General features: G+C 39.3%; 11 protein-coding genes. 2 read left to right on the top strand and 9 right to left on the bottom strand.

The genetic code is table 11. The features are described from left to right. Positions 1-41: 41 nt before the first annotated feature. The 4 genes from HRT55_RS03860 to HRT55_RS03845 form a co-directional block, all read right to left on the bottom strand. The gene (locus tag HRT55_RS03860; RefSeq protein WP_291619060.1) at positions 42-737 is read right to left on the bottom strand and encodes an MOSC domain-containing protein; all 696 of its coding nucleotides are present in this window, start codon (positions 735-737) and stop codon (positions 42-44) included. Further along, positions 727-1,587: a DUF417 family protein gene (locus HRT55_RS03855; protein ID WP_291619059.1), complete on the bottom strand. Its 861-nt coding sequence runs from the start codon at positions 1,585-1,587 to the stop codon at positions 727-729. The genes HRT55_RS03860 and HRT55_RS03855 overlap by 11 nt, the downstream gene beginning before the upstream one ends. A gap of 172 nt (positions 1,588-1,759) precedes the next feature. After that, positions 1,760-3,445 carry a DUF342 domain-containing protein gene (locus HRT55_RS03850; protein WP_291619058.1) on the bottom strand — a complete coding sequence of 562 codons (1,686 nt, stop codon included), beginning with the start codon at positions 3,443-3,445 and terminating at the stop codon, positions 1,760-1,762. Positions 3,446-3,894: 449 nt separating this feature from the next. Beyond that, positions 3,895-6,144 carry a multiheme c-type cytochrome gene (locus tag HRT55_RS03845; RefSeq protein ID WP_291619057.1) on the bottom strand — a complete coding sequence of 750 codons (2,250 nt, stop codon included), beginning with the start codon at positions 6,142-6,144 and terminating at the stop codon, positions 3,895-3,897. 447 nt (positions 6,145-6,591) lie between these two features. On the opposite strand from HRT55_RS03845, the gene HRT55_RS03840 reads away from it, so the two are divergent. Beyond that, entirely contained in the window at positions 6,592-7,275 is a 684-nt protein-coding gene (locus HRT55_RS03840; RefSeq protein ID WP_291619056.1) for a PEP-CTERM sorting domain-containing protein, read from the top strand. Positions 7,276-7,376: 101 nt separating this feature from the next. Here HRT55_RS03840 and HRT55_RS03835 read toward each other — a convergent pair whose 3' ends face one another. The 3 genes from HRT55_RS03835 to HRT55_RS03825 form a co-directional block, all read right to left on the bottom strand. Beyond that, entirely contained in the window at positions 7,377-7,850 is a 474-nt protein-coding gene (locus HRT55_RS03835) for a hypothetical protein (RefSeq protein WP_291619055.1), read from the bottom strand. Positions 7,851-7,877: 27 nt separating this feature from the next. After that, a complete protein-coding gene (ggt, locus tag HRT55_RS03830) occupies positions 7,878-9,755 on the bottom strand; it encodes a gamma-glutamyltransferase (protein ID WP_291619054.1) in 1,878 nt (625 codons plus the stop codon). Between the two features lie 543 nt (positions 9,756-10,298). After that, the gene (locus HRT55_RS03825) at positions 10,299-11,252 is read right to left on the bottom strand and encodes a LysR substrate-binding domain-containing protein (RefSeq protein WP_291619053.1); all 954 of its coding nucleotides are present in this window, start codon (positions 11,250-11,252) and stop codon (positions 10,299-10,301) included. A gap of 97 nt (positions 11,253-11,349) precedes the next feature. Here HRT55_RS03825 and HRT55_RS03820 point away from each other — a divergent pair, with 97 nt between their 5' ends. Next, positions 11,350-12,552: a multidrug effflux MFS transporter gene (locus tag HRT55_RS03820; RefSeq protein ID WP_291619052.1), complete on the top strand. Its 1,203-nt coding sequence runs from the start codon at positions 11,350-11,352 to the stop codon at positions 12,550-12,552. A gap of 172 nt (positions 12,553-12,724) precedes the next feature. Here the strand turns inward: HRT55_RS03820 and HRT55_RS03815 are convergent, their stop codons facing one another. After that, on the bottom strand, positions 12,725-13,702 hold the full coding sequence (locus HRT55_RS03815; RefSeq protein WP_291619051.1) for a helix-turn-helix transcriptional regulator: 978 nt from the start codon (positions 13,700-13,702) through the stop codon (positions 12,725-12,727). Between the two features lie 336 nt (positions 13,703-14,038). Continuing rightward, positions 14,039-15,868 carry a glutamine--fructose-6-phosphate transaminase (isomerizing) gene (gene glmS / locus HRT55_RS03810; RefSeq protein WP_291619050.1) on the bottom strand — a complete coding sequence of 610 codons (1,830 nt, stop codon included), beginning with the start codon at positions 15,866-15,868 and terminating at the stop codon, positions 14,039-14,041. Between the last annotated feature and the right edge of the window lie 69 nt (positions 15,869-15,937).

Below are 15,937 nucleotides of genomic sequence, written 5' to 3'. Positions count from 1 at the left end.
ATTTCGAGGTCATAATTTAGAGGTCATGGTTATTTTTTACTTTAGCTATGCCCTAACAACCTAAAGCTCCAGTTCTCTACTTTTTTTGTCGCTAAGCGTTGCGACACTTTATCCATCCAACTGTCAGATAGCGTGCTTTGCTGTCTTAATTGTAATAAACCGTCTTCATTAAGCGGGTCTCCAAAAAAAGCCTTACATACTTCGCGTATGGTCATAGCATTGCTAACTCTGGCAATTAATTCCAATGGTTCATCAACATTCACCATGCCAGGTCGAATAACGCGATACAACCAACCACAACGGCTAAGCTCCTGCATATCGACCGAGAAAGTCTCTATATCCCAACGTTTATTAAGTTTAAAACAAGGAGAGCGCGGCTGACTAACCTCGATAATGGCTTCGCCCCACTGATATCGGTCACCTAAACAGACAGTGTCTTCAGTCATCCCGGTTGAGCTGAGGTTTTCTCCCATGCCGGGAGCTTGCCAATTAGCTTTATCAACAGCACGGTTAGCATATTTTTCCTGCCAATATGCATAGTGCTCTAGCGGATATTGATGTAACGCGCGATCAAGGCCACCATGATAATCTTTATCGGCGCATTCATCACCCGCTAAACCTTCAACAGATAAATACAGACTAGTACTAGCTAGCTGCTTGTCGATGGCGGTTTCAATGCCGTATTTTTGTGCTACTTTTCCGCAGTAAATATTAGCTAGGTAGTGTTTACGTTTCATCTGTCATTCCTTTAGGTGATGCCGCAATTGGTGCTAAGGGCTTTAAAGCTGAATAATAAAAGCACAAGCATACCAAAAACCACAGATCTTTAATAAGAAAATGACCGGTGGTTGAAAGTAATGTTTCACTTGATAATGAAGCCGAAAAAGTCACTAAAAAGCTCTGAGTTACCACAAATACCATGCCTGACATCAACACTGCGGGGTAAATTAATTTTCTATAATATATCGCTAAAATTAACAATGCTACGGCAATTAAATCATATACGCCGATGATATTTGATGTTGTTTGAATGGTGAAGAAATTATACAACCAGCCCATAAACGGCGAGCTTTTTACCAAAGCTTCTATACCTTGCGCTTCGAATAAGGTGAACTTCATACCACCAATCCACAACAAAACCAGCAGTACCGGAATAATGCTAACCCAGACGGATAACAAAGGAGAAAGTGTACGCTTGATAAGGAGTATTCCTATGGCTAATAAAGCAAAGTATTTGATGACACCTTGACCAGAGCCGATAACTGGAAATCCACCCATGGAAGCTATCCACATAGACTCACTCAGTAGTGAACCTAAAGGCACTAGGCTTGTCGCAATCAGTAGGTATCCTAAAATAGGCCGCAAGTTACTTTGTTTTATCGATAAAAAAGCCAAAACTGCATTGGCAATAAAAACCAGTGCTGCGAACAGGTTAAATATTTTTGCTGGTAACAAATCGCTAATCAGATAAAAGTCAGTGGTTAAAGCAATATGTTTATGAGGACCCAATAGCAAGATACTGAAACCTAATAGCGCAGTAGAAATAGCAAGTAAGAGTAAAGCAGTGGTCATGTGTAGTGGCTTCATAAGGTTCCACGGTTAAAATGATAAGTACCCATAAGACCTGATTAACGACATTTTATTTCGCGCTTAATAAAGAAGCTAGCGAGTATAAGCAAGCGTTGGAAGGTAGTTAAAGTGATTGAATATGAATTTGCATTTTATCGCGATAATCTATTGAAGAATTTTCTGCTTTGTTTTAGTGCCGCTCTTCTAGCTCTACGGCATGGGTAACTATGGGCTCTAGCGCTATTTTTTTGTTGCGCCAGTAAACGCTAGTAGCATCATGATCTCGCTTCAGACAATGACTACTATCGGCAATGGTAATATCAACGCCTGTGAGAATACCTTGATATGCTGATATGCTTAATTCATCTAGGTGAGTGGCAGCTTTAATTTCATTGCGCATTATATTGGTATTGAACTGCAATAATAGCGCGAAATGTTGTTTTAATGAGTTATCTAGTCGTAGTAATAACGCCTCATCTTTACTATTTTCATTGGTAAGCTTTTTGATTAACGTACTAATCTTGCCACTTCTGGTAAGTATGAGCTCAACTTTTTCTTGAGTGTTATGTTTCAATTCAGTTAATTTCTCACTCCAGTAATTTAAATCAATACTTGTGGTATCGCCACAAGGAGAGCCTAAAGTCCCGACAAAAATAGATCCGCCTGATTGAATATAGGAACCAAATAATTTTCCATCAGCAATAGTTTTGCTTCTATCGCCAACCCAAAGTTCGCCCTCAACAATTATTTGGCAATGAGAGATGTACTGGACAATCGAAATTTTACCCTGTGAGACCATGTCGGTATATTGGACAAATTGGGCACTTATACCGCCTTTGGCATGAATAGTGGTACTATTTTCGGGCTCACCATTATCACCTACGGTTTGATGGCCAATAATCCCTTGATTGATACATATATCCCCCTTGGATTTAACCTGAGCAGATTCAACACAACCGCCAATGATGATATCTCCCGTGGCAAAGAGCTGCATCTTTTCACAAACATCTCCTTTTACAAAAATAGCACCATCAAAGCGAATATTACCGGTACTAACATCAATATTTTCAATTTCAAGTAAATTGTTAACAGCAACGCTTTTGTCCAGGTGTTTAGGCATGCCACTCTTATTCGCTACTAAGGTAGTTTTCCCTTCATCAATAAAATGTGAGCCTTCCGCTTCTTCGATAAAGCCTTCCTTGCCCGGCTTTGCTTTTATAATATTTCCGGTGATGGTAAAGCCATCTATCCCAACTGTTGGTGGTATTAACTTAGCCAACTTAGTACCTTGGGTGACATAAATTACTCCACCTAGATCGCGCATATCTACTTTGCCATTAGCTCCTTCTTTTGGAGATAAAACCTTATTGATAGGGTCTTCAACCAAGTAATCTATAAAGCCATCAACACCAGGTTCACAGCTTCCTCCTTGGGCAATCTCCATTGACGTTGCATCTCCTGCTGACGTGAGTAAACCTTTGTTTATCAGGCGCTGCACTTTTTCTTTACTAACACCTTTGACAATGCCACTACTTTTTAAACATTGCACCACGTCGCTATAACATATCGGGCTACCGCCTTGAGCCGCTGTTAATTTGAGTGTCGCAGACATGTTATCAGGGCTAATTAAAACACTGAGTTTTGCGTCTAGAGCACAGGCAATTATTTTTTTAAATCTAAGCTTATGATCTAAGGTGTTGTTGTCCATCTCAGCAAATAACTGCTCAATGGCTTCTTCGATAAGGGCATATTTGGCAAATTCGGAAACTTCGAAAGCAGTGTGCAAGGCTGTTAAGTTAGTTGCTACCCCAAACTCGGGCATAATTGTCATTACTAAGTCTTTATTGCCGGTAACTGAGAGTGTTATGTCACACATTTTCCCTTCCTTGGTCCCTAGTCGCTAAGTTGTTATTTTTACTGCTTTAGTCCATTTAATCTTAGTAACTATAGTAGCAGGCCATCATTTAGCAATAATGAACTATGCCTTTGTATAAAATACCTTTTAAAGAAAGAGCTGACTGAATATTTTTTTGTAACTATGGTGTTAACACCACCATTTATAAAAAATTCTGGACGGTAGAGGCTGCAGTCGATTTAATTAAAGCCGAAGCGGGACAACACATTGAACCCCCAAATTAATTGCTATATTTTTAAAGTAATTACCACAAGTCTTAGCAGTAAAATCCTCGTATACGGAAACAGTGCAACATAAATTAGATTAAACCGAATAGACGAATAACCCGGCCATGCCAACAGCGCTGACTAAGCCGGTTATACTCGTAATGAACCGTAAGAACACCACACCTCCGCTATTTTACTTAGCGACTACTGCTGCTCTTTCAGCTGGATTTTTAAGGTATTTACCGCGCTGGCCGGTGCTATTTTTTCCAAAGCCTGTAGGCAAGATTTAGCTTGAAATGAACGATTGTTTATCTGCATTTCACATAAAGCATACAAATGCTGTGGACTACGACTTATTTTATAGGCTTTGGCCATTGCCTGTTCTGCTGCTTTGTCTTTGTCACCGCGCAGCGATAAGGCATAGACATAATAATAATTAGCATTGCTTGCCGCTAAAGTAGCCGCGGTTAACAAGGACTGCTGTGCTAACTGAATTTCTTTGCTGCGAATAAAAGCCAAACCTAAACTGTAAGGAATACTGCTATCTGACGGGTTAGCTTTACTACCAAGCAATAGGGTATTTATCGCCTCAAGGTTTTGTCCTTGCCGACGGTAAAGCTCTGCCATATTGACATAGCCGGGGGAAAAGTAAGGCTCAATGCGCATACTTTGTTGATAGGCTTTGTTCGCTAGCTCAATTTTATTTTGGTAGCCAAAAACAATAGCCTTATTGGTATGGGCATAACCTCTATCGGCATTAAAATCTTGAATCGCCATATAATCAGCAAGTGGCGCTTTAAGTGCCTGTTGCTGCTCTGCCGTTAACTTCGACCATAAAGAGACTAACGCCATCGCCGCCTCACTTCTGACCGAGAGTACTTTATCGGTTAATAACGGTGATAAAATACGCCACTTCTCTGCAGGATTAATATTGACGGCACCATCAATAGCACCACGACGGACATTACTATCTGGGTGCTTAACATTACGGGCTATGGCTATTAAGGTGTTGGTATCTGGAATATTAGCCATTCTCACCAAGGCTGAAGCACGAATAATATCGGCATACTGCTGAGATTGAGCGATTTTAGACAGCTGTGATGCCATATTTTGATAACCGCCATCGGCAATGGCAAAAATAGGGGCAAAAGGTTCTTCATCTGTAGCTGTGTTTTTGTCAAACCATTGGTTAACAAACTCGCCACTCCATTGACTGTCTTTATCTTTATGACAAGACAAGCAGGTATCCGGGGTACCAAATTGTTGTGCCATACCAGGGTTAGGCTTATGCCAGCCATGGTCACGCCTGTCATCTACCCCCATGTAAGTAGTCTCTGGCATATGACAATTAACACATTGGGCACCGGTTGAGTCTTCTTGATGTTGATGATGACTTTTTTGAGCGTAAACTTGTGGTTGATGACACTGTAAACACACCACTTCTTCGGGCATAGTTAACTGAGCTGTATGTGGATCATGACAATTGCTACAAACTACGCCATTCTCTTGCATTTTAGACTGTAAAAACGAGCCATAGACAAAATCTTCGTCATAAATCTGCCCGTCCGGATAATAGTTATCATTGGTAATTAATGATAATAAATAACGTTCGCCAAATTCATTACCATCAATATGACTGTTACCGCTTATTTGGGTGCGGCGACTATGGCATTGCGCACACACTAAATTTTGCTGGGTAGTATGAATGCTTTCGGGCTTAAGGGTATCAAAGCCGTCTTTAACGACCCATTTATTCACTTGTTTTGATAAGTTACGACTAAAGCCAAAGTTTTTTACTTTTTTATCTTTTGTCCAATCGATATGTTTGCTCGCTGGGCCATGACAAGCTTCACAACCAACATTAATTTCACTGTACGTAGTTTTGTAGCTATTGGTTTTCACATCGAAATTCTTTTGCACATTAGTCGAGTGGCAATCTGCGCACATGTAATTCCAGTTTTGTCCGGTATTGGTCCAGAAGAAATCTTGATGGTTTTTGGTATATTCAGGATATAAATTAAACCAGCGTTGGCCGCCGTCTTGTTGAGATCGGGAATCCCAAGCAAAGGGAATTAACTGGATACGGCCATCATCAAATTCAACCATATATTGCTGAAGTGGTTCAAAGCCAAAGGTATATTTTATTTGGTAATCATGAAACTTACCGTCAGGACCGACAATATTGACCCAGAACTGTTGGCCTTTTTTGAAGAATTTATTTATTTCCCCAGCGTTTTTGAATGAAAAATTATTGAAATCACCCAACACAGATTTTTCACCGGCATGTTTCATCGCCATATCGTGATGTGAGCCTTGCCAAGCTTTAAACTCTTGCTGATGGCAGCTTTGACATTGCTTAGAACCGACAAATTCGGCAGCAGTGCTGTTATGCTGAAAAATAACGAAGGCGATAAAGAAAATAAAAGTGTTTACTAATTTTCTGCTCAGGATCATGTAATTTAACTCATCAATAATCAAAAACGCTTAGTGCCGCTGAGATTATTTGTCATTGCTCATTTAATATCAAACAGCGTAAAGGTAAACAATTGATTAATTTACGGCTGTTTCTGCTCTCTAGTTAGAATAACCTACTTTTTTAGTTTATTAAATCTTCACTTTAAACAGTGAAGGCTGTTATACGGCTAAAGCAGCTATTTCACCTAGTTATCACTGATTCATTCTTATATAAGGTAATAAATTCAACTGGTTGACGAGGTGACCTCGTGTCAGGTTTATTTACATATTAACCTTGCCTGTATAGGCTTAAACTCTCACTCCATTGAAATAGTTATCTTTTTTAAATTCGGCATGGTTTGTGCTTTTGTACAATTATAAATATTAAAATTAATATTTACCTGATTCCCTCCGATATTTAATTGTAATGCCTAAAAGAGATACAAAATGAAAATGAAATTCCTGCCACTTGTTATATTAACCACAGCTCTGAGCTTGCTAACTGCACCTGCTAGTGCAAGTTTAATTCTTGGTACCGGTACTCAAGCATTAATTGGTGGTGATTTAACTGACCCAGAAAATGACGGTTTAGCCGATTCAAATGTTAACTACAATGCAACGTTCCGTTCAAGTGTCGAGCAAGGTTTTGGCGGCAGAGAATACGCATTTAATGTTTTTGATAACATACTTTCAGGCGGCAACGGTAAATGGTGTTGTAACGGCGGAACCGTTTGGGTTGAAGCAGATTTTGGCTCAGACCAATACATATTAGATACCTTCACGCTATCTTCAGCAAACGATGTCGCCAGTAGAGATTCGGACCAATGGAGCATCTTGGGTTCAAATGATGGTGTTAATTACACTACGATTTTTTCTTATGATGTCGCAGGCCTATCTATTTGGGGAGCGGATCGCTTTGAAGTAGTGCAATTTTCAAACTCTGATGATTATAACGTTAACACTGCCTATAGCATCTTTCGTTACCAGTCTACCTCTGTAGTAAGTGGTTCTGCCCACCAATTAGGTGAAATTGAGTTCTTTGGCACTAAAATCCCAGAGCCTTCAACAATTGCTATCTTTGCATTAGGTATGATTGGCTTAGCCTCTCGTCGCTTGAAGAAGAAATCTTAATCAGCAAATAGCTTTTTAATTCAATAAAAAACACCGGTGTAATAACCGGTGTTTTTTTGTTTTAAGGCTTGATTTTTATAGGTAGCGGCAAGCAAAGCTGCCTACAATTCAACACGGCCAATTAAAAAATAGGATGGCCAAAGCTCCCTAACCTGAGATTCCCAGTTGGGGTCAGCCCTTTCATTGGGTAATTGTAACAGCCAATATCTTGCCCATGTTCGAACTACTTTACCTGACTTGCTTAACTTTAGCGGTGAGAATCGGCGTTGATAAGACTTTCCTTCATACTCAACAACCACATTGTTTCTTGCTCGCTTATGTAAACCATCTAATGCGGCTGTAATTAACTCTACCTCGGTTAATGCCATTAGCCCTTGGGTTTTTAAAGAAGCCAATATTGCCGCTTTCTTTATACTGGCTTGCATAAAGTCATCTATATGTGGGGTATAAACCATGCCAGTCAAACCATAAATAGCTGCACGTTCTCTATCGGCTAGTGCTTTTAAAGGAATGATTAGCTCATTGATGTCAGCTAATTCACTGAAACTATGAAGTTTGGGGGTCAATTTAGACAATTGCTAGGCTCCAATTAAGGCGAAAGTTCATTGCTTTTTTACTCGCTCATTTATACTATCAACGGCTATAGCCGCTGCACCGGGTCTGCGTGGATCTGCCGCACCTAAAAACACGCCATTATGTCTCATAATACTTTGCAAGCTACCCAATGAACTAGAGACGACTACGGTATAACCCTGCGCTTTTAAGTTATCGACGGTATCTGCCGGAGTATTTCTTTCCACATATAAAATATCGGGTTGCCATTGATGATGAACCCTTGGTGCATTGGTCGCCTCAGCAATATTCATTTCGAAATATAAAACATTAACCAATTGTTGAAATACTGCCGTGATAATTTTACTGCCGCCAGGAGTGCCTGTAGCAATATAAGGTTTACCATCTTTTAACACTATCGTTGGCGTCATTGAACTTAGCGGGCGTTTGTTTGCCGCAATAGCATTAGCTTTACCACCAATTAGGCCATAACTATTTGGACTACCCGGTTTTAGTGAAAAATCATCCATGGTGTTATTAAGTAAAATGCCTGTGCCAGGAATAGTAATACCACTACCGTAATTATGATTTAAGGTATAAGTATTACTGACTACATTACCCGCAGCATCCATGACAGAAAAATGCGTAGTATCAGGGCTTTCATATTTACTTGGCTCACCAGCTTTAATGTCTGTTGAAGGGGTGATTTTATTACGCTTAATACTTTTACTTAAATCTTGGGCGTATTTTTTACTGGTTAAGCCCTTACTTGGCACTTGCACAAAATCAGGGTCACCTAAAAAGGTACTCCGGTCGGCAAAAGCACGCTTAAAAATTTCAGTTTGCAGATGGATCATGGCGGCAGAGCCTTGCTGAATATTGTCTAAGTTAAGTGCTTCCAGCATATTTAACATTTGAATCAGATGAACACCACCAGAGCTTGGCGGCGGCATGGTTAAAATTTCATAGCCATTAAAGGTACCACGAATAGGCGCTTCTTCTTTCACGGTATAATCCGCTAGGTCTTTAGCGGTAATAAGACCATCACCCTGCTCCATTATCGCAACCATTTTTTTGGCAATCTCACCTTGGTAAAAGCCCGCTTTACCGTGCTCTCGCAAGTAAGCTAAGCTATTGGCAAGATCTTCTTGGATAAAAAGATCACCCGCTTGATAAGGTAGGCAGTTTTCTTTTAAAAATACTCGGCATGTTTCTGCAGTACGTGAAAGAAATATTTGGTCTTTATAAAAAAATCGCGCCATATCATCATCAACAACCACGCCATTTCTAGCTAATTTTTCTGCCGGTTTTATTACTTCAGACCAAGACATTGAACCATAGTGTTCAAGGGCATAATACAAGCCCGCGACTGTACCAGGTACGCCTGATGCTGATAATGTTTTTAGTGATTTATTTACTACCGGATTGCCCTGTACATCAAGGAAAACATCTCGGTATGCTGATGATGGAGCGGTCTCTCGATAATCAATGGCAATGGTTTTATCTTGCTCAGCTAAGTGCACAAGCATAAAGCCACCACCGGCTAAATTCCCTGCTCGTGGCAAGACCACAGTTAAAGCAAAACCAACAGCTACCGCTGCATCAATAGCATTACCACCTCGGCGGAGAATATCCGCACCCACTTCACTGGCGATGCGTTTTTGGCTAACCACCATGCCTTTTCTGCCTATAACAGGATGGTTTACATCGTAATAATCAACCAATTGCCATAAACGCGGCACCTCAACTTTTTTAACTTGCTCAGTGGCGCTAATAACGGTATTTGCAACTGTGTTGGCAACACTGTTTGCAGAAATAAAAGCTAAGAAGCAACAGGTCAATTTGATTACCGCATATTGTGGTTTGGTGCGAAGAAAAACGCTTAAAAATGACCGTTTCTTAATAGGGGTAATAAAATATTTTTGCATAGTTATTTCTTTATTGCCTGTAATTTTCCACCAAGGGAAAAATGGTTGAATGGACTTCCTAACTTGCACTAGGTTGTTGGTAATTAAGAAAAGTTCGCCTACTCAAACTTAGCAGCTGCAACATCGAATAGCTGTAAGTAAAGATTTAGGATTGTAAAACATTTTTAGCCGATAAAATATCCCTACTTAATATCATTACATTTCAGCACAACTGACTTTAGTTTTATCTATATCTTCAAGGTGAAAATTATGAAGTTGCCACCATGACTAATATGAACCCAGATTGCTATTTTATCTGGCAAAGCTCAGGTATCATGTTCGAGACCAGCAGTACATAGAGCTTAAAATTTTACGCTGCAATCTGTGCACTTTGCATATCTGCATTTTGTTTTACTGTGTATTCTGGGCTGTTTAGGTATTTAGCAACCATAATCACGACAAGAAAATATAAAAAAGCGACGACTCAAAAAATAAGTCGCTTATTAAATTCCGTCTTGGTATCAGCTGTAACAGAATAAGAACCATTGATAGGTACGTAGAGCCTTAATTATGTTTGTTAATACTCTTGCATATCATATCTCGTAGCCATTTATGACCCGGCTCCTCATTATTCCTCTGATGCCACAATAAAACATAGGCAATCCGAGAAAAATCAATTGGCAAAGAGATTTCTTTTAACGGGTAGAGTTTTTGGGCATGACTAACAAAACTCGAGGGTAAAGTGAAAATAAGATCGCTATGTGCACAAACACTTGCGGCTCCGTAAAAATCAGGCAGTGTGCAAATGATATTCCGTTGTTTGTTTTGCGATGCTAAAAAATAGTCTAGTTCCCACCATTCTTTGCCTTCACAACGTACTTGCAGGTGGTTGTGCGCTAAATAGCTTTCCATACTCCACACGTTTTTTTCAACGTCTGCTAATACCGGATGCCTATCATTAACTAGGCAAACATGTTGGTCGTTCAGCAATAGTGAGTAATCAATATCATCAGCTAACTTATCAAGATTTAAAGTACCATCATCGGATAATTCTAGCGCTGTAATGCCAAAGTCGATACTTCCTTGTTGTAACTCTTGTATAGAATTTTTTGACCAGCTTAAAGTGTCTAAACATATATTAGGGGCCTGCTGTAACACTGGACCAATGTAACTGGGCAGTAAGGCCGCATAAGCACTTTCTAACATACTAATTGAAAAGCGTCGATTGCTCGTTTTGGGTTCAAAACTGGGCGCTTGAGTAAGTTGATATATATGTTGTAGTAAATTGGGTAACTGCTGTTTTATTTGCAGTGCGTGAGCTGTAGGTTTTAAGCCATAAGCTGTTCGGCTAAAAAGTGGGTCATTCAAACTGCTTCTTAACCGAGCTAGGCTTTTACTCAACGCTGATTGACTTACATTTAAACGATGTGCGGCTCTGGTGACGCTTTGCTCTTCTAATAGTACTTGTAAGATAACTAAAAGGTTTAAGTCTATACGTGTAAGACTCTCAATTTTCATAGATATTCCTCCAAGGAAATTCTCTTCTGAAAATATACCATTTCTATTCATATCATGCTTGGATTACACTGTGCTTCTTTGCACTCAGGAGTAACAAGTGAGATTAAGCTTATTACCTATTTTAATGATCATGGTGGTCTTGTCGCCACTTGCCATCGACATTTATTTACCTTCAATGCCTGTTATGGCTGATGAGTTTGGTGTTTCAAATACCGAAATACAATCAACAATCGTTCTGTTTATGCTGGCGATGGGTATTGGCCAAATTTTAGTTGGCCCATTAGCGGATCGATTCGGGCGAAAACCCATCGCTTTATTTGGCATTATTTTATATATATTAAGCAGCTTACTTGCCGCTAATGTTAGTGACTTTCAACATTTACAGCTAGCAAGAATCCTTCAAGGTCTAGCCGCATGTGCAACATCCATCGTGGTATTTAGTGCTGTTCGAGATACTTTTCCTGCTAAAGAAAGTGCCTATTATTATAGTTATTTAAATGGTCTTATTTGTGTGATTCCTGCACTAGCGCCAACATTAGGTGGGTTATTAGCATTACAATTTGGCTGGCGTTCAACATTCATATTTATGATGCTCTATGCGATTTTAGTGCTGATAATTGTCGTGCTGAAATTACCTGAAACACGTCCTAAAACAACGGTGACAACTAAAGCCTTGTATCGCTGGGCATCTTATCAACCTATGTTAGCAAACAGTCACTTTGTATTTTATGCTGTGTGTTGCATGGTCGCCATGGCATCAATTTTAACTTATGTTTCTTATTCACCTGGCTGGGTGATTAAACATTTAGGCATCGCGGAACTCAGTTTTAGTTATTTATTTGGTTTTAATGCCTTAATTAATATTGCCGCCTGTTTTATTGCGCCTAAGGTGATTAAAAAGTTAGGTAACCGACCAACTGTTTTATGCGCTTTATGGTTGATGATAGCTTCAGCTGTTTTGCAACTAATTTTGCAACAACTTCCCGTTGAAAGCTCTTTAACTGCTGCGCTATATTTTATGTTACCAATGATATTATTATGTATTGGTTTTGCTTTACTATTAGGTCCGGCAACAAGTATGGCTTTAAGTGGCTTTGGCCAACGAGCTGGTACTGCAACCGCTATTTTGGGCTGTATTCAAATGGGTGGCGCTGCCTTATTGACTGCCTTAATACAACAAACTGATTTAAGTGCACCTTATGCTAGTGCGTTAATGATTGGTGGCGGTGCGAGTGTATTGTTGCTGGCTATGTCACTCTCTCGTTTATCACATTGGCATGTTGAACAAGTGCACTCTTGATAAACATCTAAAAAAAGCGACTACTCAAAGAGTTAGTCGCTTTTTATTTATCATAGATATACCCGCTACCATGCAAGCGCTTCTTTGATGGGTAACGGGTATAACTGTTTAGATAAGTTTTTTGGCGAGCTTTACCTTAATTTATTTGCATGTGAATAAGAATGATCCCCTGTTAAGGCTCTTCTTTCTCCATTAACTCCATTAACCCCACTAATGCTGCAAAAAGTACCGCCCCTACAGGCCAGATGATCCAGGTAACTCCCCAATTCATGGTCCATAAACTCCAGCCAAGGAATATGGCTGTTAGCAACGGCCAATAGAATGCCGCTAGTTTTTCTGTGCGTTTTTCTCGTTTACTTTTTTCTGTGACAAAGTTATCTTTGAGAATATTATTATAAGCATCATATCTAGCAGAAACAGGGATCAAAATATAGATTCCTGTAGCTATGATGAAAAGAAGTATAATCAGCATCATAAAAGTAATTTCTTCGCCTTCAAAAAACATATTAGCAAAAATTAACGGCATAATACTGACGATAAACAAGAATATAGCTATTGATAACCTTAAGTTATAGCGAGGTAAAAACTTTTGTAATTTTTCTTGAATCACACTATGAACACCATAAGCTAGTTCAAATGGTTCACTATCTATTGTTGCTATGCCACTCTCATATTGGTTAGTTTTGATAAAATAACTAACGCCTATAGAAACCATTATCAATATACTTAATACACCAAGTCCTGCAGCCACATCATCAGTCATGTTTAATTTATTTGTTCCAGCCATGGCTAAAAAGAAAAATAGTGGCACTACTGAGCATAAACAAAACATCACTCCCTTAGTAACTAAGTTAGAAGCATCAATTTTATTTTCTACATATTTTAGTGCCTGCTCTAAAGTAATTTGAGTAACGCTCGGCTCTTTACTTTCAGTTACAGCATCAAAAGTTTCGTATTCATCTTTCAGTAAAAAGTCAGTGGTAACGTCAAAAATATCCGCTAACATAATTATTTTATTTAAATCAGGTATGCTATTTGTACTTTCCCATTTCGAGACAGACTGTCTCGAAATATTCATCTTCTCAGCCAGTTCTTCCTGCGACCAACATGATTGCTTTCTTAATTTGATAATCTTATCTGCTAATATCATATAGTTTACTCTACCCTGTTAAATGAGTGCCAAGCATAGGAAAATCAGTAGTTGCAGACTAGCAAGCTCGGTTGTTATTTTGTCAACCAGCGGTTGCAATGCAAAATATTTGCTTAAATTTAACCATTTATTGAGCTACTAGCAATTAAATAATAAAACTTAAGTGTACATATTAAAGGTTACTAACTAAGTCCTTTTGAAAGTAATCTCTTCGAGCAAGGCAATAAAAAAGCGACTACTCAAAGAGTAAGTCGCTTTAGTTCAAGCTGAGATGATGCCAGCTTTATTTAGCAGCCAAAAATAGCAACTAATAGGTCACCATTTCATTTAAATGGCTTATTCAACAGTAACTGATTTTGCTAAATTACGAGGTTGGTCAACATCAGTACCTTTGATTATGGCTACATAATAAGAAAGTAGCTGTAAAGGTAAGGTGTAAACGATTGGCGCGATAATGTCATCACACACTGGCACATCAATCACTTTCATGGTGTCATCGCTAGCGAAGTTAGCATCGCTATCAGCGAAGACATACATTAAGCCGCCACGGGCACGTACTTCTTCAACGTTTGATTTAAGTTTCTCAATTAAATCATTTTTTGGCGCTACGACAATTACCGGCATTTCAGCATCAATAAGCGCTAATGGACCATGTTTAAGTTCGCCAGCAGCATAGGCTTCAGCATGAATATATGAAATCTCTTTCAGCTTCAAGGCACCTTCCATAGCTATTGGGTATTGATCACCACGGCCTAAAAATAGTGCATGATTTTTATCGGCAAAGTCTTCGGCTAAGTCTTCAATTGAAGAGGCAAGTGCTAATACTTCATCAAGTTTTGCCGGTAATGACATTAATGATTGGCAAATTTCGGCTTGTTTTTCTTTAGTCATACCATGATGTTGGCCAATGGCTACGGTCATCATTAATAAGCCAACAAGTTGTGTAGTGAAAGCTTTCGTTGAAGCTACGCCAATTTCAACGCCCGCTTTAGTCATAAAGGCTAGGTCAGATTCACGTACTAATGATGAGCCCGGCACATTACAAATAACTAAGCTTGATTGATAGCCAATCTCTTTCGCTAAACGTAACGCAGCTAAGGTATCTGCGGTTTCACCTGATTGTGAAATGGTAACTAATAGAGCGTTTTTTGGCACAAACGATTTACGGTATCTAAATTCACTGGCAATTTCAATATTACATGAAACACCGGCCAATTCTTCTAACCAATATCTTGCTACCATGCCTGAATGGTAGCTGGTACCACAAGCAATAATTTGTATATGTTCTACGTTTTTAAATATCTCGTCAGCGCCTTCGCCAAAGGTATTGATATCTATACCGCCACCAACGACTCGGCCTTCTAAGGCATTACGAATAGCAGTCGGTTGCTCGTACGTTTCTTTTAGCATGTAGTGACGGTATTCACCTTTGTCACCACTATCGTGGGATACGCTAACTTCTTTCGCTTCACGTACTACTGGTTTACCATCAATATCATAAATTTTCACGTCAAAGCGACTAATTTGCGCGACATCACCTTCTTCAAGGTAAGAGAATTTACGAGTTACTGGCAATAAAGCCATGATATCAGAGGCAATAAAATTCTCGCCTAAACCATAACCAATCACTAATGGGCTACCTGAACGAGCAACAATAAGATTGTCTTGGTCGCGACTATCCATAACAACTGTGCCGTAAGCACCTTCAAGTTGTTTAACCGTTTTTTGTACGGCTTCGAGTAAACTAGCACTGGTTTTTAGTTCATGATGAACCAAGTGAGTAATCACTTCAGTATCGGTTTGCGATAAAAATTCGTAACCTAAGCCTTGCAGCTGGGTACGTAAAGCTTGATGGTTCTCAATAATGCCGTTATGTACTACCGCGATAGTATTATTTGATACATGTGGGTGAGCGTTCACTTCACTTGGTGCACCATGAGTGGCCCAGCGAGTATGAGCTATACCTGTGCCACCAGCTAACGGAGTTTCGGTAAGCGCTTGGTCAAGCTCTTGTACTTTACCTAAACGTTTGGTGGTAAAAAGTTTGTTATTATTGATCACCGCTACACCAGCAGAATCATAACCGCGATACTCTAATCGCTTTAAACCTTCTACTAAAATATCTGCTACATCGCGTTGGGCTACTGCGCCGACTATGCCACACATAATATTGATTCCTTTTCATTGTTCATATTTGATTATTTTGAGCTTAACTAACTTGAATAGCTTGTTTAA

Origin of the sequence: Colwellia sp., from assembly GCF_013214175.1 — a bacterium.
Taxonomy (GTDB): Bacteria; Pseudomonadota; Gammaproteobacteria; order Enterobacterales; family Alteromonadaceae; genus Colwellia.
The sequence above is the reverse complement of the archived record's forward strand: the minus strand, read 5'-3'. Positions and strand labels throughout refer to the sequence as shown.